The organism is Streptomyces sp. NBC_01237 (genome assembly GCF_035917275.1).
In the GTDB taxonomy this organism is placed as follows: Bacteria; Actinomycetota; Actinomycetes; order Streptomycetales; family Streptomycetaceae; genus Streptomyces.
In genome coordinates this window covers 1,046,710-1,070,214 of record NZ_CP108509.1, presented here as the reverse complement: position 1 = coordinate 1,070,214, position 23,505 = coordinate 1,046,710, and the positions used below count along the sequence as shown (strand labels likewise).

Annotated in this window: 20 protein-coding genes; 6 read left to right on the top strand and 14 right to left on the bottom strand. The window is 72.2% G+C overall.

The features are described 5' to 3' along the window. Positions 1 to 384: 384 nt before the first annotated feature. From OG251_RS40980 to OG251_RS40970, 3 genes are read left to right on the top strand one after another with little or no spacing between them, the layout of a single operon-like run. Entirely contained in the window at positions 385 to 1,398 is a 1,014-nt protein-coding gene (locus OG251_RS40980; protein ID WP_326682343.1) for an L-histidine N(alpha)-methyltransferase, read from the top strand. A 39-nt stretch (positions 1,399 to 1,437) separates the two neighbouring features. Beyond that, positions 1,438 to 2,103: a HemK2/MTQ2 family protein methyltransferase gene (locus tag OG251_RS40975; protein ID WP_326682342.1), complete on the top strand. Its 666-nt coding sequence runs from the start codon at positions 1,438 to 1,440 to the stop codon at positions 2,101 to 2,103. Between the two features lie 55 nt (positions 2,104 to 2,158). After that, a complete protein-coding gene (locus OG251_RS40970) occupies positions 2,159 to 2,407 on the top strand; it encodes a CDGSH iron-sulfur domain-containing protein (protein WP_326682341.1) in 249 nt (82 codons plus the stop codon). On the opposite strand, the gene OG251_RS40965 is transcribed toward OG251_RS40970, so the two are convergent. Both OG251_RS40965 and OG251_RS40960 read right to left on the bottom strand, forming a co-directional pair. After that, positions 2,393 to 3,436 (bottom strand): iron-containing redox enzyme family protein, encoded by a 1,044-nt coding sequence (locus OG251_RS40965; protein ID WP_326682340.1) that lies wholly within the window; start codon positions 3,434 to 3,436, stop codon positions 2,393 to 2,395. The genes OG251_RS40970 and OG251_RS40965 overlap by 15 nt on opposite strands. Positions 3,437 to 3,695: 259 nt before the next feature. Beyond that, positions 3,696 to 4,556 (bottom strand): helix-turn-helix domain-containing protein, encoded by an 861-nt coding sequence (locus OG251_RS40960; protein ID WP_326682339.1) that lies wholly within the window; start codon positions 4,554 to 4,556, stop codon positions 3,696 to 3,698. Between the two features lie 304 nt (positions 4,557 to 4,860). Between OG251_RS40960 and OG251_RS40955 the strand changes: the two genes are divergently transcribed. Further along, a complete protein-coding gene (locus OG251_RS40955) occupies positions 4,861 to 6,243 on the top strand; it encodes an MFS transporter (RefSeq protein ID WP_326682338.1) in 1,383 nt (460 codons plus the stop codon). Positions 6,244 to 6,295: 52 nt separating this feature from the next. Here the strand turns inward: OG251_RS40955 and OG251_RS40950 are convergent, their stop codons facing one another. The 3 genes from OG251_RS40950 to OG251_RS40940 form a co-directional block, all read right to left on the bottom strand. Further along, positions 6,296 to 8,818, bottom strand: a complete 2,523-nt coding sequence (locus tag OG251_RS40950) for a SpoIIE family protein phosphatase (RefSeq protein WP_326682337.1) — start codon at positions 8,816 to 8,818, stop codon at positions 6,296 to 6,298. Positions 8,819 to 9,042: 224 nt separating this feature from the next. Then, the gene (locus tag OG251_RS40945; RefSeq protein ID WP_326682336.1) at positions 9,043 to 10,227 is read right to left on the bottom strand and encodes a glycoside hydrolase family 26 protein; all 1,185 of its coding nucleotides are present in this window, start codon (positions 10,225 to 10,227) and stop codon (positions 9,043 to 9,045) included. A gap of 156 nt (positions 10,228 to 10,383) precedes the next feature. Continuing rightward, positions 10,384 to 11,667, bottom strand: coding sequence for a cytochrome P450 (locus OG251_RS40940; RefSeq protein WP_326682335.1), 1,284 nt, complete (start codon positions 11,665 to 11,667; stop codon positions 10,384 to 10,386). A gap of 221 nt (positions 11,668 to 11,888) precedes the next feature. On the opposite strand from OG251_RS40940, the gene OG251_RS40935 reads away from it, so the two are divergent. Both OG251_RS40935 and OG251_RS40930 read left to right on the top strand, forming a co-directional pair. Then, positions 11,889 to 12,425 (top strand): tyrosinase family oxidase copper chaperone, encoded by a 537-nt coding sequence (locus tag OG251_RS40935; protein WP_326682334.1) that lies wholly within the window; start codon positions 11,889 to 11,891, stop codon positions 12,423 to 12,425. Positions 12,426 to 12,444: 19 nt separating this feature from the next. Further along, a complete protein-coding gene (locus OG251_RS40930; protein WP_326682333.1) occupies positions 12,445 to 13,305 on the top strand; it encodes a tyrosinase family protein in 861 nt (286 codons plus the stop codon). Positions 13,306 to 13,379: 74 nt separating this feature from the next. Here the strand turns inward: OG251_RS40930 and OG251_RS40925 are convergent, their stop codons facing one another. From OG251_RS40925 to OG251_RS40885, 9 genes are all read right to left on the bottom strand, one after another. Beyond that, positions 13,380 to 13,661, bottom strand: coding sequence for a chaplin (locus OG251_RS40925; RefSeq protein ID WP_326682332.1), 282 nt, complete (start codon positions 13,659 to 13,661; stop codon positions 13,380 to 13,382). A 174-nt stretch (positions 13,662 to 13,835) separates the two neighbouring features. Further along, the gene (locus OG251_RS40920) at positions 13,836 to 14,984 is read right to left on the bottom strand and encodes a GNAT family N-acetyltransferase (protein WP_326682331.1); all 1,149 of its coding nucleotides are present in this window, start codon (positions 14,982 to 14,984) and stop codon (positions 13,836 to 13,838) included. Beyond that, a complete protein-coding gene (locus OG251_RS40915; RefSeq protein ID WP_326682330.1) occupies positions 14,981 to 15,658 on the bottom strand; it encodes a YveK family protein in 678 nt (225 codons plus the stop codon). The genes OG251_RS40920 and OG251_RS40915 overlap by 4 nt, the downstream gene beginning before the upstream one ends. Next, entirely contained in the window at positions 15,655 to 16,791 is a 1,137-nt protein-coding gene (locus OG251_RS40910; protein WP_326682329.1) for a glycosyltransferase, read from the bottom strand. The genes OG251_RS40915 and OG251_RS40910 overlap by 4 nt, the downstream gene beginning before the upstream one ends. Further along, on the bottom strand, positions 16,788 to 17,624 hold the full coding sequence (locus OG251_RS40905; protein WP_326682328.1) for a polysaccharide deacetylase family protein: 837 nt from the start codon (positions 17,622 to 17,624) through the stop codon (positions 16,788 to 16,790). Before OG251_RS40905 ends, OG251_RS40910 begins: the two co-directional genes overlap by 4 nt. Then, a complete protein-coding gene (locus tag OG251_RS40900) occupies positions 17,614 to 19,434 on the bottom strand; it encodes a lipid II flippase MurJ (RefSeq protein WP_326682327.1) in 1,821 nt (606 codons plus the stop codon). The genes OG251_RS40905 and OG251_RS40900 overlap by 11 nt, the downstream gene beginning before the upstream one ends. Next, positions 19,431 to 20,789, bottom strand: a complete 1,359-nt coding sequence (locus OG251_RS40895) for an O-antigen ligase family protein (RefSeq protein WP_326682326.1) — start codon at positions 20,787 to 20,789, stop codon at positions 19,431 to 19,433. Before OG251_RS40895 ends, OG251_RS40900 begins: the two co-directional genes overlap by 4 nt. A gap of 2 nt (positions 20,790 to 20,791) precedes the next feature. Continuing rightward, positions 20,792 to 22,282 (bottom strand): exopolysaccharide biosynthesis polyprenyl glycosylphosphotransferase, encoded by a 1,491-nt coding sequence (locus OG251_RS40890; protein ID WP_326682325.1) that lies wholly within the window; start codon positions 22,280 to 22,282, stop codon positions 20,792 to 20,794. Next, a complete protein-coding gene (locus tag OG251_RS40885) occupies positions 22,279 to 23,454 on the bottom strand; it encodes a glycosyltransferase (RefSeq protein WP_326682324.1) in 1,176 nt (391 codons plus the stop codon). The genes OG251_RS40890 and OG251_RS40885 overlap by 4 nt, the downstream gene beginning before the upstream one ends. Positions 23,455 to 23,505 lie beyond the last annotated feature (51 nt).

Genomic DNA, 23,505 nt, shown 5'->3' with positions numbered 1-23,505 from the left:
GGAAGGCAACGGAATTCACCTCCCGAGACGGGTCCGGACCGGAAGTGCGGGAGCCGATATGACGCACGGTGACGCAATGTCCGGCGCACCTGCTCGAAGGCGGACGGCGGGGGTTTCGCGTCCTCCGGTGACGTCGGGACGTTCGGTCCGGCGGAAATCCGAGAGACCGCCGCGGGTGAAATGCGGCCTCTGGCATATGCGGTAGTGGGAGGTCCGCGATGTGGCTGAGTTAATCCGTTTGCGTCCTCTCGCACAGTGGCAGGCTCCACGGGTGCGGCCGTAAGGCGAGCCGCTTTTTCGTCCTGTTCGATCGGCGCGCAAGACGGGCACGGAACTACGGCCGCCGCCTGGGGAGGCGCGGTCCGATGAGCCAGGGGAGAGATCATGTCGCTGAGTCAGGTCGACATCGTGGCCGTTGACGAGGGTGCGGCTTTCTGGGACGACCGGTCGGCTCTCCTGGCCGGTCTGCGGGAGAATCCGCCAAGGATTCCCGCGCACTTCGGATATGACGCGCGCGGGTCGGATCTTTTCGAGTTGATCACCGAGTTACCCGACTACTACCTCACCCGCGTCGAGTACGGGCTGCTGCAACGCAATGCCGGAGAGATCGCGGACCTGATCGGGGGCGGGCCGATAGCGGAAATGGGCAGCGGGAGCGCGAAGAAGACCCGTCTGCTGCTGGCGGCCTGCGTCGAGCGCCGAGCGACCCGCTATCTGCCGATCGACGTCAGCCGCGAGATGCTTGAGGCCAGTGGCCGCGATCTCACCGCCCAACTGCCCGGCCTGCGGGTGCGGGGGCTGTGGGGCCGGTACGAGGCGGGGCTGGCCTGGCTGCGGGACAGCGTGCCCGAGCCGTTGACGGTGTCGTTCCTCGGGAGCAATTTCGGCAATATGCCGCTGGAGGAGCGCGACAAGCTGCTTTCCGAGATCGTCGGCACGCTTCGACCCGGTGACGGATTTCTGGTGTCGGTCGACCTGCTGAAGCCGGCCCGCGTACTCGAATCCGCTTACAACGATCCGGCCGGCCGCTCCGCCTTCACGCCGTTCCGGCTCAATCATCTGGATCACCTCAATCGGCGTTTCGGCGGAAACTTCGACGCGCGGAATTTCTCCACGCGAGCGCATTTCGACTCCGTCACCGGCACCGTCGATGCCCGCGTCTACGCGAACGAGGACCATTCCGTCGCGCTTCACGAGCTGGATCTTGAGCTGAATCTGCGGCGGGGCGACTCGCTCAACGTCGGCCTGTCCCACAAGTTCCGGCGCGAGCAGTTCGTGGCCGATGTCACCGCACGAGGTCTTGAACTGCGCGCACAGTGGACCGACGAGGAATGGCAGTACGGCATCTTCCTCTTCACCCGCTCATCCGGACGTCGAGAGGCGGCCGATGAGATCTGAGAGGAGTCAGGCCGATTCCCGCGATGTACGGATCGCACCGTGTGGTTACTGAGACCCCCGGGTGTGTACCGGCCCCAAGCGGATACGTGGTTGTTGGTCCAGGCTCTGCGCGACGCCGGAATCCCTCGTGGCGCACGAGTTCTCGATATGTGCACCGGTACCGGCGCGTTGGCCGTCGCGGCGGGCAACGCGGGGGCGGGACACATCACCGCCGTGGACATCTCGCTCCGTGCCACCCTGGCGACGCGGTTCAACACCCGTGTACGCGGGCTCCCGGTCCGGGTCGAACGCCGCGACGCCCTGACATTCCCCGCCCGTCGGCAGTTCGACGTGATACTCGCCAACCCGCCGTACGTGCCGTCCCCGCGGCGGGAGCTCCCCCGGAGCGGACCGAGCAGGGCCTGGGACGCCGCACGGGACGGGCGGGCCCTGCTGGATCCCCTGTGCGCCAACGCCCCCGGGCTGCTCTCCAACGGCGGCATGCTGCTGATCGTGCACTCCGCCGTCTGCGGGGTGGGCACCACGGTGGACCTGCTGCACGCGGGCGGACTGAAGGCCGCCGTGGTGGCCCGGCGGACAGTGCCCTTCGGCCCGGTCATGAACGGCCGCGTCGCACTGCTCCAGGACCAGGGACTGATCGGGGCGGGACAACGTCACGAGGAACTGGTGGTGATCCGCGGTGACCGGCGGGACTCCGGAACGTAGCGCGGAACCGGAACGTAGCGCGGAACCGGACCGGGAGCGGGAGCCTGACCGGGAGATGGGCTCGGCGGCCGGCCCGCGCGACCGGGACCGGAGGCGGGTCACCGTCGTGCCCGGCGGACCGCTGCTCGTCGAAGGGCCGGTCGAGATCGTGACCGGGGACGGCCGGGCCGTCGTCTCGGACCGGTTCGTGGTCGCGTTGTGCGTCTGTCAGCGCACCCGGCGCCCACCGTTCTGTGACACCAGCCACCGCCGACGCGTTCGTCGGGCCCCGCAGGACGAGGCCGGGGGATCACCCCCCGACTGAGTGCTCGGGCAGCGGCCGGCGCAGAGATGTCGTACCGGTCCTCCAGGCGGTGAGCAGGTGCGCCGCCAGTCTGCCCTCCAGCAGCTCGGTGGCCGCGATGCCGAACACCACATCACCGGCGAGTTCGGGTTCCCGCCGGAGCAGGTCACCGATGACATCGCGGCGCAACACCTGCTCGTGCACGGCGTCGGCTTCGATGTGCTCGGTGAAGAAGAGGACGCACGCCGGGTCCGCGCCCAGCCGGTCCAGCGCCTGGGCGATCCGCTGCGCGCTCGGCGCCGTGCTGATCTCGGCCGCCGCGAAGTGACCGACCAGGGCGCCGCGCAGTCGACGGTGCAGTCCGAACATCGACATCAGATTCACGATGGCGAGGGCGGGCGCCGGCACATCATCCGCATAGTGCAGATACGCGGCGGACAGCCCTGCCCCGGCCAGGAGGTCGGCGAACATCTGCGAGTGCGCGTTCTCGGCGCGCCCCCCACCGAACTCGTCGAACTCGACCGCCACCAGGGACGCCTTGGCCTGCCCCTGCAGACGGGGAATGACCCAGGCGTGCGGGTCGGCCTCCTTCAGGTGATACACCGAACGGTGCGCGAAGTACTCACGTACCTGCCCCCAGCCGGCGGAGTCCCGAAGGAAATGCGAGACCCCGTCACCGGGTACCGGCTCGACGAGCAGCGCGTCCAGCGCCCCGGTGACGTCATCACCGCCACCGGTGTCCGAGCGCAACGCCGACAGGAACACGCGCTCCAGCACGGCCCGGAACCTGAGCAGTTCCGGATCCCACTCCCACAGCGGGTCGACACCGGCGAAACCCCGGTAGTGCAGCTCGTAGCAGGTGTGGAGAGCCAGCGTCAGATCCTCGCCGTACGGATCGATCCGCTCCACGTCGTGCGCCGGAAGCGGCTCCGGCGGATTCGCGGGGCCCGTCGCCAGCGCGCTGACCACCGCTGCCGACAGCGGACCGCGGGGAACGGGTAACGCGGGGTCGAGGTGAGGCACAACTCCGGTGGCAACGACGGGGGTCATCGACCCTCCCAGCTCGATCGGATCACGTGGATGTCATGCGCACGGTCGGTACGGACATGTTCGCCCACCGCGGCCCCACACCGCCAGAGGCCCTTCCCGGCCCGCTCCGTCCGCCTTCTCCACCGGAATCCGGGAAGCAGGTGACGGGCCGCCGCGCCCCGGAGGCTCAGCCCCCGGGGCGCGGCGGCCCGCGCTCGTACGCGCGAGGTCGACGACCGTCCGGTGTGATCCCCGGCGGCCCCGGACGGGGGAAGTCCGGTCAGCCCGGTCCGGCCGCCACACCGGCCAACAGTGCCCGGTAGGAGGGCGAGTCCTCCGGGGCCGTCATGACGACCAGTTCGAGCGCCTGCGCACCGGGGAGCACGTACACCGTGTAGTCGAGCCGCAGGCGCCCCGCCACCGGGTGGTCGAGAACCTTGTGGCCGGTGCCCGGGCCGCGCACGTCGTGATCCTCCCAGGCTGCGGCGAACTCCGGGCTGCGTGCGGCCAGTTCGGCCACCAGATGGTTGCCCCGCACCTGGTGGGGATCGGCGGCCAGCGCGTCGCGCAGCCGGTGCGCATTGCCGCGGGCCACGGCGTGCCAGTCCACGAAGAGCTCCCGGGAGTACGGGTCGGCGTAGGCGAACCAGGCGAGGTTGCGGTGCGGGACGGGCAGCGCGGCGAAGTCGGTGATCAGCCGGGCCGCCGCGTCGTTCCAGGCCAGCACGTCACGCACCGGACTGACGACATAGGCGGGCCACACCGCGGTGGTCCGCAGCAGGCGCAGTGTCGCCGCCGGGACGCGGAGGGGGTCCCCGGCCGCGTCGCCCCCGCTTTCGCCTCGCCGCGACGCGCGGAGGGTGAGCCGGTGCAGATGGCGTCGGGCGTCGGCGTCCAGGCGCAGCGCCGAGGCCAGGGAATCCAGGACCTCCGCCGAAGGGTGACGCTGGCGCCCCTGTTCCAGCCGGGTGTAGTACTCGGGGCTGATCCCGGCCAGCGCCGCGACCTCGGACCGGCGCAGACCGGGCAGCCTGCGCGCCCCGGAACGCGGCAGGCCCACGCTTTCCGGCGTCAGCCGGGCCCGCCGCGACCGCAGGAAGTGCGCCAGCTCGGGCAGCGGCGACGCGGAAGGCCGGCGCACGGAAGGCACGGGAGCGGCAGGCCGGCGCACGGAAGGCGCGGGCATGGAAGGCATGGCGCCGGAGGCCGGGGGGCCCTGCGTCGCGGGGACAGAAGCGGCGCGGGCGGGTCCGGCCGCCGGGGCCGTTGTGTGCGAGGCCGGGGGTACGGGAGCCATATCACCCGATTATCTCCCCTCGCCCGGGCCGGCGGCGGCCCCGAGGGTGGCCCTGCCGGGGCCACCCCCCACCGGTATCTGGTCCACCTGCTCCGACCTGCGAAGACTGTGCCCCGTCCGCATCGTCCACGCCTTTCGGAGCCCGCACATGTCCACCGCCCCCACACTCGGCCGCGCGCCGGTGGCGCCGAGGCACCTGCCCCTTCTCGTCCTGAGCGCCGCCGCCGGGCTCGACGCCGGGAGCGTCGCCGTACTCAACAGCGCCCTGCCCTCACTGGGCGCCGAATTCGGCACCTCGGCGCAGAGCCTGTCCTGGGCGGTGACCGGTTACGCGCTCGCGTTCGCCGGGCTGCTGCTCTGCGGCGGAGCCATGGCCGACCGCTTCCGACGGCGCCGGGTGCTGGTCGCCGGCCTGCTGATGCTGGTCGCCGGAGCCGTCCTCGCCCTCCTCGCCCCGGCCTTCTGGCTGGTGGCCGCGGGCCGCGTGGTGCAGGGTGCGGGCGCGGCGGTCACCATGCCCGCCGCCACCGCCCTGGTCACCGAGCTGTACCCGGAGGGCGCCGCCCGGTCGAGAGCGCTCGGTGTCTACGCGTCGGCGCAGGCGGGCTGCTACGGAGCCGGGCTCGTACTCGGCGGGGTGATCACCGACGCGCTGGGCTGGCGCTGGGTGTTCGTCCTTCAGGCGGCTGCCGCCGCGGTCACCGCCGCGGCAGCCGTGCGGTGTCTGCCCACCGGAACGGTGGAACGGGCACGCCGCCCCGACCCGGTCGGCGCCGGCGCCCTCATGGCGGCGATCGTCCTGCTCGTCCTGGGCGCCGACCTGGCGGCCCGGCCGGGTGACGGCATGTTCCTCGTCGCGTTCGGATCCGCGGCGGTGGCGGGGACCGTGTGGTGGCGGCGCGGCCGCACCCGGTCCGCCGACGCGGTGCTCCTCGACCGGGCGCTGCTGCGCCTGGACGGCGTCCGGACCGCCGCGCTCATGGGGGCGGCCTTCTACTTCTGTGTGAGCGGTGCGCTGTTCCTGCTGCCGCTCCACCTCCAGCAGGTGCGCGGCATGTCCGCCGCCGCCTCCGGCCTCGCCGTGCTGCCGGTCAGTATCGCCGTGACCGGCGCGGCGCTGGTGTCCGGCCGGCTGATCCCCCGCTTCGGCGCCCGCCCCGTCCTCGTCGCGGGGCTGCTGCTGACCGCGGGCGGAGTGCTGCTGTGGTGCCTGGCCGGGGCCCGGTCCACCTACTGGTGGCCGGTCTTCGCCGGGCTCGTCCTCACCGGTATCGGGCAGGGGCTGTCCTTCCCCGCGATCAGCGTCACCGGTCTGAGAGGAGTTCCGGAAGCGGCCCACGGCACCGCGTCGGCGGTGACGGTCACCGCTCTGCAGATCGGCAGCGCCGTGGGCCCGACCGTGCTGGCAGCCGTGGCCGCCACCGCCGGGCACGGCACCCCCACACTCCCGGGTCACCATCTCGCGTACGCCGTGGCCGCGGGTGTCGTCCTGCTGCTCGGCCTGCCGACGGCCGCCCGGATCAAGCGATAGCTCCGGGCTCGGAGGCGCTCCCTCCGGGGGCCGACGCGCGACAGCGAAGGGCTCACCCCGTATGCGGTTCGTCCTTGGGAGGACCCGTACGGGGTTCGTCCTCCGGGAGGTTCTGCTCGGCCCAGATGATCTTGCCGTGGGCCGCGTACCGGGTGCCCCAGCGCGCGGCGAGCTGAGCGACGAGGAACAGGCCGCGCCCTCCCTCGTCCGTCGTCCGGGCGTGCCGGAGACGGGGCGACGTGCTGCCCGCGTCGGAGACCTCGCAGATCAGGACGGACTGGCGCAGCAACCGCAGGCGTACCGGCCCCGAGGTGTACCGGATCGCGTTGGTGACCAGCTCGCTGACGATCAGTTCGGTGGTCATCGCCAGCTCCGCCAGTCCCCAGGTCTCCAGTTGCCGGGCCGCGCGGGCCCGCGTCCCCGCGACGGCCGCCGGTTCGCTGGGTACGTCCCACGAGACGACCTGGTCGCTGCTCAGGGCGTGGGTGCGCGCGAGCAGCAGCGCGATGTCGTCGGGCTGCGGCACGGAAAGCAGCCGCTCGACGGCGCCGGCGCACAGTGTGTCGAGGGGAAGACCGGGCCGGGCCAGGGCGCGGCCGAGCCGGGACATGCCGAGTTCGACGTCCCGGTCGGCGCCCTCGATCAGACCGTCGGTGTACAGGCCGAGCAGAGTGCCTTCGGGGAGTTCGAACTCCGCGGACTCGAACGGCAGCCCTCCCAGCCCCAGCGGCGGCCCCGCGGGCAGCTCGGGAAAGCTGACATCGCCGTCCGGGGTGACGAGCACGGGAGGCGGATGGCCGGCGCGCGCCATGGTGCAGCGGCGCGTCACGGGGTCGTAGACGGCGTACAGACAGGTGGCGCCCAGCACCGTCGTGCTGGCGGGGCCCGCGGCCTCGTCGTCGGGCTCCTCCTGGCTCAGCCGGAGCACCAGATCGTCGAGGCGGGCCAGCAGTTCATCGGGCGCCAGGTCCATGTCGGCCAGGGTCTGCACCGCGGTGCGCAACCTGCCCATGGTCGCGGCGGCGCTGATGCCGTGGCCGACGACATCACCGATGACCAGGCCGATCCGGGCGCCGGACAGCGGGATCACATCGAACCAGTCGCCCCCGACCCCGTCCTTCGCGTCCGCGGGCAGATAGGAGGAGGCCACGTCCAGGGCCGTTCCGCTGCGGAGCGTCTGCGGAAGCAGACTGTGCTGAAGCGTGAGCGCCGCCGTGTGCTCCCTGGTGTAGCGGCGGGCGTTGTCGACGCTCACCGCCGCCCGCGCCACCAGCTCGCGGGCCGGTGCCACGTCCTCCTCCGCGAAGGAGACCGGGTTCCGCGAGCGTAGGAACGTGGCGAGGCCCAGCACGGTGTCGCGGGCGCGCATCGGCACGCAGATGAGGGAGTGCAGCCCGAACTCCCGCATGCGCGCGGCCCTGGCGGGCTGATCCACGGCCCACATCGGACTCGTGGGGTCGAGTACCGGGATGAGCGCCGGCTCGCCGTCGATGAGAAAACGCGGATCGTGCGGCGGGGGAGTGAAGTCCACCAGCTCCCCGACGCGCGCGACGGCCTCCGGACAGCCCTCCCGGACCGAACACATGGCCGCCCGCCGCAATACCGGCCCGTCGGCCGCCCGCAGGGTGCTGGAAAGCCGTACCCGCTGCTCATCCGTGCTGACGACCGGCTCCAGAAGATCGACGAACACGAGGTCGGCGAAGCGCGGCACGGCGAAGTCGGCCAGCTCCTGAGCCGTCCGCAGCACGTCCAGGGTGCTGCCGATACGGGCCCCGCCCTCATTGACGAGGGACAGCAGCCGCCGGGCGTTCCACCGGTCGGTGATGTCGAGGACGATGTAGCAGACGCCGGTGACGGTCCGCTCCTCGTCGACCAGCGGGAAGAACGAGGCCGAGTACGCGTGCGGGCGATGCGGATCGGCCCAGCTCCAGCCCTGGTACTCGTAGTCGGTGACCGGTGCGCCGGTTTCCACGACCTTCCGCATCAGCTCCTCGATACGGTCGGCCCCCAGCCCCGGCAGCACCTCGCTCATCCGGCGCCCCAGACGCTGCTCGCGGGGGACACCGCCCAGACGCTCCAGGGTGTCGTTGATCCAGATGTAGCGCAGCTCCGTGTCCAGCACCGCCATGCCGACCGGCGAGCGGGTGAGGAAGCCGTCCAGTACGGACTGGCGCATCGTCCACTGCGGTTTGCGCTCCGTGCCGGACACCAGGAAACACTCGCGGCCGTCGATCCGGAAGGACGCGGACACCCGAAGTTCCACGTCGATGCGTCGGCCGTCCCGGCACCGCACGGGAATCAGTCCGCTCCAGCCCGTCCCCGCCCGGCACCGCTCGGCGACACCCGCCGTGCGGATGGGGTCCTCGGGCACCGCCAGCAGCATGGCCGCGGACCGGCCGGTCACCTCGGCGGCGGAGTACCCGAGAAGGTCCTGTGCCCCCTGGGTCCAGCCGATGACCGTCCCGTCCCCGGCGATCACGGCCGTCGCGTCGTTGGCGGCGTCGAAGGGCCCCTGCGGCCTTGTGGAGGGCAGGGCGCCGGAGCCCGCGTCGGGCTGCTCAGCGGCGGCTGCCATGCGCCTCACCACACTCTCTGGGATTCCATGGTCCCGCTTCGGCCGGGAATGTGCACGAGCGTGGTCGTGCGCGGGGAGCTTCCCCCGTTCGGCGGCGTGACCGCGCCGTCCCCACGCGCGTTGTCGTGACGACGGCACCGCTCGTCCCGCATTCCCCCGCGCTGGACCCGTGTGGGTGGACGGCTCCGACTCCCGCGGGAGTCGGAGCCGTTTCCACGCGCGGGTCAGTAGCGCACGCAGATCCTTCGTTCTCTCAGCCAATGGCCGAACCAGTCGCTGAAGGGAAGCGTGACGCACCATCTGCGGGAACCCGGGTCCGGCACGGCCGGGGCCGGGGTCGGCAGGACGGGCGCGGAGGGTGTAGGCGTCGGGGACGGAGCCGGGGTGGTGGGGCTCGCCGGTGCCGCCTGCTCGGTGAGCATGGAGCGGTACACCCGTGCGGACTCCGGGTTGTCGGAGCATTGCCACACACCGTGCGGACAGTAGTCCGTGAGGGTCTGGTACAGCGGATCGTGCTGCTCGATCCATGTGAGCATGCGGCGCATGTACTCGGGATTGTCGCCGTTGCGGAACAGGCCCCACTCGGGATAGGAGATGGGCTTGTTGTGCTCGGCCGCGAATTCGACGTGTTTCCGCAGTCCGTAGGGTGCGTTGATCTGGTCGTCGAAGGACTCGCCGGGGGGCTGGTCGTAGGAGTCCATGCCGATGATGTCCACCACGTCGTCGCCTGGATAGCAGTCGGTCCAGGGAATCGCGTCCTGCCCGCGGCTGGGGGCGAAGTCGAATCGGAACTGCTGGCCCGGCACCTCGCGCATGGCGGTGACGATGCGTTTCCAGTACGCCTTCCACGACACGGGATCGGGGCTGCAGCGATGTGTGTACGTGGTTCCGTTCATTTCCCAGCCGAGCACGACCACCGTGTCCGGGATACCGAGGGAGACGAGCCGTCGGGCCAGCTTGCGGAAGTGCTCGTCGTATTCGCCGGCGGCCCCCGCGCGCAGCATGGTGCGGACCTCGGCGTCCGGGACGTGCTCCTCGTTCCGCTCCAGCATGGGAGTGTTGAGCACGAACATCCGGTTGTCCTTCGCCTGCCGCCAGTTCGCCCAGGAGCGCAGGAATTCCGGTCTGCCCTCGATGTTCACCCAGAGATCGCCCGGCAGATAGCTGTGCCCCGCGCGCAGCTCGGCGCCGCCGAGCCAGCGCGACAGGCCGGCCATTCTTCGTACGCCTGCGGGCCCGTAGTCCAGGTAGGCACCGTGTGCGGTACCGCCCGCACCGGGCGCGCCCGGTGCGGCGCCGTCGACGGAGTCCCGGTTCGGCGGAGCCTGCCCGGCGATGCCGCCGCCGGCCAGGATGCTGAGCGCGACCGCCGCGGTGCACGCACTGATGAGACGGCGCTTTGCGGGCATTACTCCTCCTGGCTCCGGGGGAACTCCGGCCGGTTCGACGATGTGGGGAGATTTTCATCATCGGGTACCACAGGGCCCGAAAAGAGTCATTGATGATTTCCGGCGTTTCGGCCGGTCCATTCAAGTGAATCTCGACCGGGAGGGTTTCGGCGGGGGTCAGGTCTGTTGAAATGTGAAGGGCAGGGAACGCACCCGGTTGTCGAAATTCGAATCGACGAGCTCTGCTTCCGACACCTGTCGAAAGACGTTCTTCCTGGTGAGCAATTCCCGAAACAGGGCCTTCATCTCCAGTCGGGCCAGGTGTGCGCCGAGGCAGTGATGGGGGCCGCCTCCGCCGTATCCGAGGTGAGGATTGGGGGAACGGGTGATGTCGAAGGAATCGGGGTCGTTGAATACCGTTGCGTCGCGGTTCGCCGAGGCGTAGAAGAGGGCGACCTTTTCTCCGGGGAGGAATGTGCGTCCACCCAGGGAGTATTCCGCCGTGACTGTCCGGCGGAACTGGATGATCGGTGTCGAATGTCGGACAATCTCATCCGCGGCGCCGTCGATGTACCGGTCGAAGTCGGATTCCAGCAGTTCGCGTTGCTCCGGATGAAGGGTGAGCAGGGACAAGCCATGGGCGATGGCGTTACGGGTGGTCTCCACACCGGCCACGAGCAGCAGGGAGAAGAAGGCGCCGAGCTGGCGCGAGGACAGCGCCTCGCCGTCGATGTCCGCGTTCACGAGAGCCGATACGAGGTCGTCCTCGGGGTGACGGCGGCGCTCACGGGCGAGTTTCGCCATGACGATCTGCATGCGGGCCAGGGAACGCAGACCGCGTCCGGGCACCCGCAGCCGGGCACGTCCCCGGCGCTGTACGCCGACGTGCTCCGAGGCGTGATCGATCTGGGCGGCGATCTCCGGACGGTGGTGCCCGGGGATGCCCATCAGGTCGCAGATGACTTCCAGCGGAAGCCGGGCCGGGGCCGACGGCATGAAGTCGGCGGCGGAGCCGGTGCCCACCTCGTCCACCAGCTGCCGGGCGACCCGGTGGATGTTCTCCTCGGCGGCGGCGAGCAGGCGCGGGGTGAAGGACCGGGAGATGATCCGGCGCATCGCCGCGTGCTCGGCGCCGTCCATATTGACCATGGAGTTCCCGAACACCGCCCGCGCCCAGCGCGCCGGCTCCGGCGTGGTGACGCCCGGCGCGCTGGCGAAGATCTCGGGATTGCGGCTGGCGGCCCGTACGTCCGCGTGCTTCACCAGCGCGTAGAACGCGGTGCCGAAGGTGCGCGAGGCACCCGCGCGGGGTGTGAAACCGACCGGCGCGTCCAGCTCACGCAGCTGAGCGAACGCCCTGAGGCGCTCCGTGCGCGGCCGTTGCCAGAACAGCGGGTCGGCGAGGTTGGCCTCCTTCGTGCGCGGTACGCGGTCCCCGGACGTCCGGGTCGGAACGGTCATGCCCACCACCTCCAAGAGTTCGCACGCCATGTTCCGGTCCGCCGCGCGCTGTCCGGCGAACGACGCGGCACTCGCGGGCCGTCGGCTCGCCATGTCACGCGATTGCCGGAACACCGGGCGGGCGCGCAGGGTCCGGACGGCCCCTGCCCCGACACCCTGTCGCGGTCGGCCCCGACTTCGGCAGCACCCGCAAGAGTTGACGAGAGGCAGGTTGCGTACCCATGGATCTGACCAAGGACACGAGCGGCACCAGGGCCGGAGCGCGTATCCTGCCCCGCCGCTTCGTGCTGCGCGCCGCCTTCACGGTGGGCATGGTCGCGGGCACGGCCGGAGTGCTGGTGCCCGTCCTCGACGGCGGCGCGGACTCCGGGCCCCGCCCGGAGCCGGGCCCCGGGGCGCCGCACGGTGCCGCGGCGCACGGTGCCGGGTCGCCGAACAGTACGGGGACGGTGGCCGGCGGCGTACGGCCGCGGCCCGAGCGATTCGCCGAGATGTACCGAGGGCGCGACATCCGGGGGACGACGACGGCACCGGCGCCCGCGGGTGCGGTACCCGCGGGCAATGCCCGCGCGTCCGCCACGCACATCGAGGTCCTCATCGACGGCAGGCCCCTGCACATCATGCGGCGCGCCGACGGGACCTATCTGAGTCATGTCAACCACTACGAGTCCTTCCCGACGCTGGTCGAAACGGCCCGCGCCGCGGTCGATGAACTCGGCCGATCCCAGTTGTCCCTCGCCACGACGCACAGCATGTGAACCAGGAGGACGAGCACCGGTGTACAACCGAAAGAATCAGCGGGATCTCACGCGGGCGGAGAAGCGGCGGCTGGTCGACGCCCTCCTGCGGCTCAAGCGCTCGGGGCGGTACGACGAGTTCGTCGTCATGCACCAGGAGTTCTATGTGTCGGACGCCGAGGACCGCCTCCGGCCCGCCCATATGACTCCCTCCTTCTTCCCCTGGCACCGCAGGTACCTGCTGGAGTTCGAAAGGGCCCTGCAGGCCGTCGATCCGGGCGTATCGATTCCCTACTGGGACTGGACCGTCGACAACACGCCCAGTTCCTCCCTGTGGGCGGACGATCTCCTCGGCGGCAACGGCAGGCCCGGGGACCGGCAGGTCATGACCGGACCGTTCGCGTACGGGCAGGGCAACTGGCGTACGAGCGGCGGCACGACCGACGACCGCTTCCTGGCACGTGACCTCGGCAGATCCCGCAACCCGGTGGCGCTGCCCACGAAGAAGGAGGTGGACCGGGCGCTGAGCGACCCGGTCTACGACGTTCAGCCCTGGAACAGCGTCAGCGTCGAGGGCTTCCGGAACCGGATCGAGGGCTGGGGCATCCGGGACTCACGTCCGGTGGCCAACCACAACCGGGTGCACCAGTGGGTCGGCGGGCCGATGGCGGGCGCCGGCTCACCCGACGACCCGGTCTTCTGGCTGCACCACGCGTTCATGGACCTGCTCTGGACCCGCTGGCAGAAGGCACATCCCGGTGGCGGCTACCTTCCGGGCCGGAAGCCGTCCTCTCCCGATTCGGATCGCGACCGGGTGTTCGGCATCGACGACCGGATGCCGCCGTGGAACGTCGCACCCTCCCAGCTCCTGGACCACACCCGTTTCTATCGGTACGTCTGAAACCGTTCCGGGCACGGAAAACGGCCGGTGTCCCTTCCGACGGAAGGGACACCGGCCGTTCTCCTGGAGGAAGATCAGTGGCCGTAGCCGTAGTCCCCGCCGGTCTCGTGGCCCCCGGAGGCGTTCACGCAGGTGTTGCCGAAGGCCGGGTTGAGCAGCCCGATCACGTCGACCGTGTTGCCGCAGAGGTTGATCGGGACGTGCACCGGAACCTGGATGAGGTTGCCCGAGAGGACACCCGGCGAGGCGGCGGCGAGGCCCGACGCACCGGCGTCGGCGGAGGCCATCCCGGCGCCTCCGGCGATCAGGGCACCGGTGCCCGCCATCACAGCGGCCACCTTCGTCATACGCGACATCAGTACTCCTTGTAAGGATCGAGGTTGGCTGCGGCGCACGCGGCCCCGCATGCTGTGACAACGCGAGAGTCGGCAGACGGTAACGGATCAACACAAAGGTGATATCTCCGGTTTGTTCCGAACGCCGTCACCGGCACCCGTCGACGGCGTCCGCGGCTCGGGGCATCCGCAGGATCACGGGCCCATGACGGAGAGGCCCGTCAGCCGGCCGCGCCAGTCCCGGGCCGCGGGGAGACGTGCCTTGACGCTCCGCGCCGCCCGGTCCCGCACCGCCACCTGCGACTCACGCAGCCGAAGCAGCGGCTCCAGACCGGAACGGGCCAGCAGCAGCCGCTGATTGACCACCGCGACCGGCTGCCAGTGATTCTTGTACTGCTCCGACCCGCGCAGCAGACTCAGTACGCTGCGCCCGGTGCCGGCCGCCTGCCCCGCCACGTCCCGCAACAGGAGCGTCGCCACATCCACCTTCCGGTCCCTGAGACCGGGATGCGCCCCGTAGAGGTATCCGCCCGTCAGACGGCCGGAGTGGAGCGCCAGGTTGACCGCGACCACCTCGCCCCCGAGCCGGAACTCGGTGACCGCCGCGTCACCGTCCCGCACCATCCGCCCGGTGGCACGGACCAGATGTGCGGCGAAGCGGGGCCTGAGGTGCTCGGGATTGATCCCCCGCCCTTGCCACTGGAGCTCGTGCAGCCGCAGCAGATGGCCGACCGCGGCCGGCACCTCGTGCTCCGTCACCGGCCGGGACTCGACCCCCAGCGCGTCCACCTTGCGGAGTTTGGACCGCACCCGCTGACCACGCGAACTGGACATGCGCCGGACGAGTACGTCGATCGGCTCGGCGGGCAGTTCCATGCACGTCGAGTCCGTGAGCCGGCTTCTGGCACCCGGCCACATCCCGAAGAGCAGTTGCGCCGACGCGTCGGGCCGCACCTCCCGCAGGTCGACCACCGCGTGCCGGGCCGCCCGGTCGAGCCCGTGCGCCAGTGCGGAAAGCGCGCGTGCGGTGCACTCCTCGTCGACGAGCACGTCGAAGAAGTCGGAGATCGTGCCGCCCATCGGCACGAGCAGCGGCATCGGGCGGTGCACGAGCATCAGCGGTGCCGCGCCGATCAGCTGCCCGCCACGACGGGCCAGGACGACGCGGAGCCGGCCCTCCCGGCCGTACGAGAGCCACCACGAATGAAGCCAGGCGTGGCGCTGGAAGGGGGTCGCCGTGACACAGCGGCGATGCAGCGCGTCCCATTCCCCGGCGAGCGCGCCGAACTCCTCGGGATCGCGGCAGAGCGTCACGGAGAGGCCGCCCGGCCCGTGCGCGGTCATCGTACGAGCTCCCGGTCGCCCGAGGACGCGGGTTCACCGGCGGACGCCGGCCCGGGGACCTGGGCGGACACGGTCCAGCCCTTCCGGCGGGGCCGTACGAGGAGGACGAGCCCGCCGATCAGGCCGCCCGCGCACGCTCCCACGGCCGTGCCGACGGGGACGGAGGGCGACACCGCCCGCTCCGGCGTCATCGCGTGGGTGTACTGGATCAGCTTCACTCCGGTGGCATCGGCGACATGATCGCTGTTGACGATGACGGCCTCGATGACGGCGTTGGCGATGTCGGCGGCCCGGTGCGGATCGCCCGACGTTCCGGTGACCGCGATCATGGGCGAGTCGGGCGAGGTCTCCGCGAGCACCTGGGCACGGAGCGCGGCCACCGGTTCACCGGCCGCGCCATGGGCGTACGAGAGAGTCGCGTCGCTGGTGGCGAGCCGCCCGTACGACTGGGCGTAGCCGATGGCCGCGGACGGGTCCGCACCCTTCTCGACCACCGCCATCGCGTAACTGGTGGCCGCGTACTCGGGGGACTTCAGCAGGCCGTAGGAGAGCCCGCACGCCGCGCCCAGCACGATGCAGACGGGCAGCGGCCACCAATGGGGCGGGCGCGGGAGTGCGCGCCGCGGGCGGCTTCGTCCGGGGGCGGCCTGCTGCTTCTCGGGAGACTCGGTCATGGGTGTGCTCTCCAGGTCGGTGGGGCGGTGTCGAGGGCATGCGTGTACACGTCCATGAGGCGTTCGCTGCTGCGCCTGATGTCGTAGTGGCGGACCGCCCGAGGCGGCGGAAGCCGGTGCGGCGCGGCCTGTATCCGCCGCCGCAGCGCCGCCGTCAGCTCCTCGGAGCCGCCCGTGATGCGGGTGGCGCCCGGGGCGTGGGCGGCGGGCAGGTCGTCGATCGCGGGGCAGGCGCCGTGCAGTACCGGAAGCCCCGCCGCCAGCGCCTCGACCGCGGCCAGCCCGAAGGACTCCTCGCGGGAGGTCGAGACGAAGACGTCCATGGCGCCGAGCAACGCGGGGACACCGGGGGCGGGTCCGGACGCTCCGGCGTCGCACTCGCCGAGGAAAAGGATCCGGTCCGCGGCACCCAGCCGGCGGGCCAGTGCCCGTAGCGGCTCGCTCTCGGGCCCGTCGCCGGCCACCAGCAGCCGGGCACCGGGCAGCGCCGCGACCGCGCGGACGAGCACGTCGAAGCGTTTGCCGGGAACCAGCCGCCCCACGCCGCCCACCACGAAGGCGTCGGCGGGAATCCGCAGCAGCGCCCGGGTCGAGCGCCGCCCCCCGCTGTCGAAACGGAACGGGACCGGGTCGATCCCGTTGGGCACCAGGTGGATCCGTGCGGCGGGCACCCCCCACTCCCGCAGCCGTCCGGCGACGGTCGCGGAGACGGCGACCGTCGCCGACCCGAGCCGTTCGGTCCCCAGATAGAGCGCGCGGGTGCCCCGGGTGAGCGGGCGGCCCTCGATCTCCGCCCGCCCCAGCGAGTGCTCGGTGGCGACGGTGGCGCGGATCCCGGCCAGCCGGGCGGCGATCCGCCCGTAGACGCAGGCCCGGTACAGATGCGTATGGACGAGGTCGTACCCGCCCGCGCGGATGAACCGGGCCAGTCCGCTCACGGCCGTGAGGTCCCGGTTGCCGCCCATCCCCAGATGCGCCACCCGTACCCCGTCGGCGCGCAGCCCCGCGGCCACCGATCCCGGGTTGGTGAGCGTCAGGACATCGCAGCGGACGGGAAGATGACGCAGCATCAGCCGCAGCTGCTGCTCGGCGCCCCCGACCCCGAGCCCGGTGATGATGTGCAGCACTCTCATCGGCGGCCGCCCGTCGGGACCGCGGGGGTGACACCGTGCTCGCCCGAGGGAGCCGTCCGGGACCCCGCGGCGTCCCCCCTGCCGTACCGCATCGTGTGCCGCAGTTCCTTCGCCCGCAGCCGGACACCGCGGTCGGCCTGGCTGACGTGGGTACGGGGCAGGGCGAAGGGACCCAGCAGCGGACCGGGGGCGATGGCGCAGCCGTAGCCGTAGCCCGCGTCGCGCACCGCGTCGATCACGCGCCGGTCGACCGTGCCGTACGGGTAGCAGAAGCCCTCGGGAGCGGTGCCGGTGATGCCGCGGATCAGCTCCCGGCTGCGGCGCGTCTCGGCGCGCAGCTCGTCGTCGGACAGCGTGGTCAGATGCCGGTGGAACAGGCCGTGCGAGCCGATCTCCATGCCGGCGTCGGCGAGGCGGCGGATCTCCCCCGGTGTGAGCAGCGGCCTGCGCGGGCCCAGCGGGTCCCAGGCGTTGGAGCCGCCCGGCCGGCCCGGCAGTACGAAGACCGTCGCCGTGCAGTCGTAGCGGCGCAGCACGGGCAGGGCCTCGTGGAGGAAGTCCGCGTACCCGTCGTCGAAGGTCAGCCCGACCAGCCCGCGCCGGGCGGTGGCGTCCGCGCGCAGCAGGGCGGACATCCCGACACCGGTCAGGTGCCTGCCGCGCAGCCAGGCCAGTTGCCGGTCGAGCCGGTCGGCGGAGACGGTGATGTCGTACGGGTCGTGCCGCGGATCACTCACCGAGTGATAGGTGAGAATCCACGGCTGGGTGCGGCCGGGCTGCCGGAGCCGGGAGGAAGGGAAGCCGGCGCGACGCGCCGAGGGGTCAGCGGCCATGGAAGAACCTCTCTCGGATGAGGGCCAGCAGATGGACGACTTCGGGAGCTCTGAACGCGAGCCCGGCCAGCAGGAAGACCGCGGGAACCAGTACGCAGCCGGTGGCCAGGCTCAGAACGGGACCGCTCACCGCGGGCGCGGCGGCCCAGCCCGCCGCCCCGGCCACCGCGGCGGCGCCGGCCAGCCGGGCCAGGGAGGCGGCGACGGTCCGGACCCGGATCGCCACCACCCGGGTACCGAGCCCCATCAGCAGGAGCAGCGCGGCGGTGCTGATGCCGATGGCGTTGGCCGCGGCGATGCCGTTGACGCCGAAACGGAACGTCAGCGCGTACCCGGCGCCGGTGGTGACCACCAGCCCGGTGGCCATGGCGAAGGCCGGGAACCAGGTGGGCCGTCCGGCGGAGAAGAACGGCCGGCTCAGGGCACCGACGAGACAGTGGCCGAGCAGACCCACGGCGTAGACCCGCATGACCTCGGCGGTCGCCGCCGTGTCCCGTGCGCCGAACGCGCCGCGCTGGAAGAGCACTTCGATGATCCGGGGCGCGTATCCCAGGACGACCGCGGTGCCGAGCAGCACGACCATCCCGGCCAGGGCGAGGTCGCGCTCGACCCGGTGACGGGCCCTGTCCCGGTCCCCGTCCGCCATGGCCTGGGCGACCAGGGGAAAGGTCACCGTGCAGATCATCAGGGACAGCACCATCGGCATCTGCGCGACCTTCTGCGCGTAGTTCAGATGGGAGATGGCACCCGCGGGCAGGGTGGAGGCCAGGAACCGCTCGACGAGGACCTGCGACTGGCGGCTCACCACGAACAGGACGACCGGAGCGAGCACGGTGGCGCTCACCAGCGGGGCGGTGCTCCCCGCCACCCGCCGCCGCAGGGCACGGGACGCCCCGGACCGGCGCCGGGGGAGCAGCCGGAGAAAGGCGGGCAACTGGGTCACGATCATCAGCAGACTGCCGACGGCGACTCCGGCCGCCGCCGCACGCACGCCCCAGGCCGAGTGGAGCATGAGCGTCATGCCGATGATGCCGACGTTGTACGCGACATAGACCCCGGCGGGCGGCAGGAAACTGCGGTGTGCGCGAAGAGCGGCACTGAAGTATCCGGTGATGCCGAAGGTGAGGACGGTGACGGCCGTGAGGCGCGTACAGTCCACCGCCAGCCGGGGGTCGCGCAGGCCGGGGGCCAGAACGCCGACGACCCACGGGGCGCCCGCGATCAGCAGCGCCGCGCCGCAGGCCAGCAGCGCGGACAGCCGGGGGAGGGTTCCGGCGATCAGCTCACGGACGGGGTCGCCCGTGCGGCAGTGTCCTTCCGGGGCGGCCGCACGCCGGGCCAGGGCCATGCTGAAGGCCGGGACGAGGAGCAGTGCCATACCGTCCTCGATCAGTACCGTCGCCGCCATCTCGGGCACGGTCCAGGCGATCAGGAACGCGTCGCTCGCGTCGCTCGCTCCGAAGTAGCGGGCGATGGCCTGGTCCCGTACCAGCCCGAGCAGGGCCCCGATCACCGTCAGCGCGGCGGTGACGGCCGCGGCCCTGGCGAGGAAGGAACCGAGCCCGGGGGCCTCGCCGCCGGTGCCCGAACGCCCGGTCGCGGTGCCGGGATCGCCGGTCGTGGAGTGCTCGGAGCCGCCGGGTACGGGCGGTGCCCCGTCGGCCGCGGCGGGTGCCGGGGGGATGCGCGGCGCGGTGGGCAGCCGGGGGGCGGTCGCCCGTCCGGGTGGCAGGGGCGCCCCGAGGGCCGGCCTGCGCGCGGACCGCAGCTCCGCGGCCTCCGTCTCCGTCCCCGTGCCGGTGTCGCTCACGCGGCGCTCACCTTTTCCGGCTCGGCCAACGCCCACCAGGCGGCGAGCCCGAGGATGATTCCGCTGAGTACCGTGGTGGGGCCGCCGATGTCCGCGTAGAGGAAGTTGACGGTCTGCCAGGTCATCAGGCCGACCGCCACCAGCCCGCAGTCCACGGCCGCGTGCCCGCGCGACCGGGCGCGGACCAGCCTGCGTACGGAACCGGCCAGGATCGCGGCCCAGCTGCCGAGCACCGCGGTGAGCCCGATCAGACCCTGCTCGCCCAGGACGAGCAGGTACATGTTGTGCGGTGACAGGAGTGCCTGCCTCCGGAACGCCTGGCCCGCACCCTCGGTGTCACTGCCCGAGGAGAGCCCGATCGAGGCGTGCCCGTCGCGGTGCGCGGGGAAGCCCTTGAGGCCGACCCCCGTCGCGGGCCGCTCGCGCCACATACCGGCCGCGGCGCTCCACATGGCGTACCGGTCGCTGACCGAACGGTCGGGGTTCCGGGTCACCTGGGTGACGCTGCCGAGCCGTTCCGAGATCATCCCGGAGCCGATGCCGAGGCCCCCGACGAGCACCACCGAAGCGGCGCACAGGACGGCGAGCGAGCGGATCGCCTGCTGTCGGCCGGTCAGCACGAGCACGGCGACGACCGCCACCGCCGTGGCGATCCACACCCCCCTGCTGAAGGACAGCACGAGCGGAACGGTCAGGGCGACGGCGGTGAGGGCCGCGCAGGGCCGGAGCCAGCGGGGAGAACCCTCGGGGGTGCGCAGCGCGTGGGCGGCGGCGGCGAGCAGACCGTAGGCGACGACCGTGGCCATTCCCATGATGTCGCTGGGCCCGAAGGTGCCCACGGCCCGGATCTCCTCGCCCATGTACGAGGCACCGGTGCCGGTGACGTACTGGTGGACACCCGTGATGCCCTGGACGAGTGCCAGGAGCACGAGGGCTCCGGAGACGACCCGGAACCCATGGGCGTCCTTGACCAGGAGGAAGACGGCGGCCGGCACCAGGACGAAGACCTGGAGGTAACGCACGAGGCCGGGCAGCGCGCCGGCCGGGTCGCCCGCCGTGACCGTCGCCACGGCGAAACCGAGAGCGGGAAGGCCCAGGACCAGCGCGGCGGCGGCCGTCAGGGGGCGCTGCCGGAGGAACAGCAGGCGGCCCACGCACAGGAGCACCGCGAGGCCCGACGCGATGTCGGCAGGGGGGACACCGGGCCAGGCTCCGGAGCCCTGGGCCGCGACCGGGACGGCGGGCAGCAGGACGGCCGCGACCAGGGGGAGCAGCGGCCACTGGTTCTTCCAACGGCCCGCGATGACGCGGGGGACGGTACGTACGGGCACAGCCGCTGTGTACGTCACGGCCATGATCAGCTGCCTCCGAGCCGGAACAGGGAACCGGCGGTGCGGGCGAGTACGCACGCGTCCTGCCAGAGCGACCAGGTCTCGATGTAGCGGTTGTCGAACCGCGCCCGCTCCTCGATCGACGTGTCGCCGCGCAGGCCGTTCACCTGGGCGAGTCCGGTGATGCCGACCGGCATCCGGTGGCGGGCCTGGTATCCGGGGTGGGCGCGGCTGAACTGGGCCACGAAGAAGGGGCGTTCGGGCCGGGGGCCGACCAGGCTCATGTCACCGCGCAGGACGTTCCACAGCTGCGGCAGCTCATCGAGCGACGTGCGGCGCAGGATCCGGCCGACCCGGCTCATCCGCCCGTCGGCCGCGACGTTCCACCGGGTGGCCGACTCCTGTGCGTCGGCCGGTCGCAGCGTGCGGAACTTCAGCAGGACGAACGGCCGTCCGTGCCGGCCGACGCGTTCCTGCCGGAAGACGACGCCCGGCCCGTCGGAGAGCCGTACCGCCAGTGCGCACCCCGCCATGAGAGGGGCCACCGCCAGCAGGACGAGCGCGGCCAGCACGGCGTCCATGACCCGCTTGACCCCGTGTGTCAGGGGCCGGTGCGCTCCGCTGTGCAGGGCATACGCGGTGAAGCCCCACAGATGGTCGGGCCTGGCCCCGGCCGGTCGCGGGGCGGCGGCCCCGGAACCGGGGCTGCTGATCAGCCACACCCGGCAGCCGTGCCCGACGAACAGGCCGAAGAGGGCCGCCCCTTCGGGGGTCGCGTCGGGCGGGGCGGTGAAGACCGCGTGGCGCACCCCGCTCTGGACGACGGCCCGGCCCGCCTCCTCCACCGTGACCAGGGAGGGCAGGGGCGGGAATCCGGCCGGGGACGCGGTGAAGCCCTCGTCCGGGGCAAGGCCGGGGACGACCCGGCCGACCGGTCGCAGCCCGTACTCGGGGTGTTCGTACAGCGCCGCCGTGACCTGCTGGGCGGTCGCTCCGTGCCCCACGACGACGGCGGCCTGCGGGTTCCTCGCGCCGGACCGCAGGCGTGCGCGGTGGACCGCGGCCCGTGCGACGCAGCACAGCACCGTCTGCGCCGCCGCCGCGCAGGCCAGCGCCGACCAGCCGATCGCGTGACGCGGGTCCCACGCGGCGAGCAGTTCGGCGGTCGCGTACCACTGGAGCAGGGCGAGACCGAGGAGCGCGGGCAGCTCGGACAGGGCCGAGGGGGACAGGCCCTGCCGGTACAGCCCCCGGTAGGCGTGCAGCATCAGTTGGGCCGCGGCCTGGACGGCGAGCCACGCCGACGGCCACGGCACCGGGGAGAACACCGCCAGGGTGATGCCCAGCGCGAGCGAGTCGGCGAGCAGCAGCCGCGCCGCGGGTGCGTACCGGCCGCCCGTGCGGGTGCGGCGCAGGGACGGCGCGCGGGCCCCGCCTCTTCGCGGCGGATGAACCGTGTGTGCCTGAAAGGCTGTTGCCTGGGCAGTGCCGGGGACCGGTGCACTCTCCGTCGTCATCGCTCGGTGCGCTTCCTCATCGTGGGGCCGGACAAGCCGACGAGTTCCTGGTAGAGCCCGGCTACCGCCCCCGCGGTCTCCCGGACGTCGAAGACAGCTCGTGTGTGGCGCTGGACGCTGCGGGACAGCGCGTCCCTCAGCGCCGGGTCGGTGAGGAGGCCGGTGAGCGCCGAGGCGAGGGCCGCCGGATCCTCGGGCGGCACGATGCAGTGCCCCTCGTGACCGGGCGGCAGGCTCTCCCGGGCGCCGTTGACGTCGGACATCACGACGGGCCGGCCGCAGGCCATGGCTTCCAGAGGGGCCAGTGCCATGCCCTCCCAGCGGGAGGGCAGGACGAGGACGTCCGCCGCGTGGATCCACGGCCGCACGTCCTGGCTCGCTCCGGTGAACAGCACACCGTCGGGGGCCGCGGCCCGCAGGCTGTCCAGATCGGGACCGTCGCCCACCAGGACCAGCCGGGCACCCTCGACCCGCATCCGCCGCCAGGCCCGCAGCAGCACGTCCTGGCCCTTCTGCCGGCTCAGGCGGCCGACGCAGACGACCAGCGGAGCGTCGGCCTCGACCCCGTCCAGCAGGGGCAGGGCCGCACGGGCCGTCCGGCGGTCCCTGCGGTCTCCGGGGCGGAAGTGGGCGAGGTCGATCCCGTTGTGGATCACCGACCAGCGGGCGGTGATGCCCGCCTCCTGCCCGGTGCGCAGTTCGGATTCGCTGACACACAGGATGTGGTCGGCCCAACGCGCCCCGAAGCGTTCCCACTTCAGGGCCAGCTCGGCGGTGCGGCCGCCCACGGCCTCGAACGACCAGGCGTGCGGCTGGAACACGGTGGGCACCCGGCCGCGTGCGGCGATACGGCCCGCGAGACCCGCCTTGGCGCTGTGCGCGTGCAGCACATGCGGACGGCACTCACGGATCAGCCGCCTCGCGGCCGCGACCTCCCCGGCCAGCCGAGGACCGGGCGCCCGCACGGCGGGCCAGCTGTGGACCACCGCTCCGGCCGCCGCGGCCCGGTCCGCCAGCGGACCGACGGGCGGACAGGCCACCACCGGGCGCAGACCCGCCCGGGCCTGCTCCTTCACGAGGTCGGTGACCACGCGGGCCACGCCGCCATCCACTGGCTGTACCAAATGAAGGACCGTCAATTGTCTTTCTTCAGTGCAACGCTCTTGCAGCACGGCCGGCTCTCTTCTTACGTGCCCCCGAAGCGCGGGCTCGGGAAAGCCCTG

Excerpts from the sequence above, each read along its gene's own strand:
- OG251_RS40980 (WP_326682343.1), top strand. The coding sequence starts at position 385 with ATGTCGCTGAGTCAGGTCGACATCGTGGCCGTTGACGAGGGTGCGGCT.
- OG251_RS40970 (WP_326682341.1), top strand. The coding sequence starts at position 2,159 with ATGGGCTCGGCGGCCGGCCCGCGCGACCGGGACCGGAGGCGGGTCACC.
- OG251_RS40965 (WP_326682340.1), bottom strand. The coding sequence starts at position 3,436 with ATGACCCCCGTCGTTGCCACCGGAGTTGTGCCTCACCTCGACCCCGCG.
- OG251_RS40955 (WP_326682338.1), top strand. The coding sequence starts at position 4,861 with ATGTCCACCGCCCCCACACTCGGCCGCGCGCCGGTGGCGCCGAGGCAC.
- OG251_RS40950 (WP_326682337.1), bottom strand. The coding sequence starts at position 8,818 with ATGGCAGCCGCCGCTGAGCAGCCCGACGCGGGCTCCGGCGCCCTGCCC.
- OG251_RS40945 (WP_326682336.1), bottom strand. The coding sequence starts at position 10,227 with ATGCCCGCAAAGCGCCGTCTCATCAGTGCGTGCACCGCGGCGGTCGCG.
- OG251_RS40940 (WP_326682335.1), bottom strand. The coding sequence starts at position 11,667 with ATGACCGTTCCGACCCGGACGTCCGGGGACCGCGTACCGCGCACGAAG.
- OG251_RS40935 (WP_326682334.1), top strand. The coding sequence starts at position 11,889 with ATGGATCTGACCAAGGACACGAGCGGCACCAGGGCCGGAGCGCGTATC.
- OG251_RS40925 (WP_326682332.1), bottom strand. The coding sequence starts at position 13,661 with ATGTCGCGTATGACGAAGGTGGCCGCTGTGATGGCGGGCACCGGTGCC.
- OG251_RS40920 (WP_326682331.1), bottom strand. The coding sequence starts at position 14,984 with ATGACCGCGCACGGGCCGGGCGGCCTCTCCGTGACGCTCTGCCGCGAT.
- OG251_RS40915 (WP_326682330.1), bottom strand. The coding sequence starts at position 15,658 with ATGACCGAGTCTCCCGAGAAGCAGCAGGCCGCCCCCGGACGAAGCCGC.
- OG251_RS40910 (WP_326682329.1), bottom strand. The coding sequence starts at position 16,791 with ATGAGAGTGCTGCACATCATCACCGGGCTCGGGGTCGGGGGCGCCGAG.
- OG251_RS40905 (WP_326682328.1), bottom strand. The coding sequence starts at position 17,624 with ATGGCCGCTGACCCCTCGGCGCGTCGCGCCGGCTTCCCTTCCTCCCGG.
- OG251_RS40895 (WP_326682326.1), bottom strand. The coding sequence starts at position 20,789 with ATGGCCGTGACGTACACAGCGGCTGTGCCCGTACGTACCGTCCCCCGC.
- OG251_RS40890 (WP_326682325.1), bottom strand. The coding sequence starts at position 22,282 with ATGACGACGGAGAGTGCACCGGTCCCCGGCACTGCCCAGGCAACAGCC.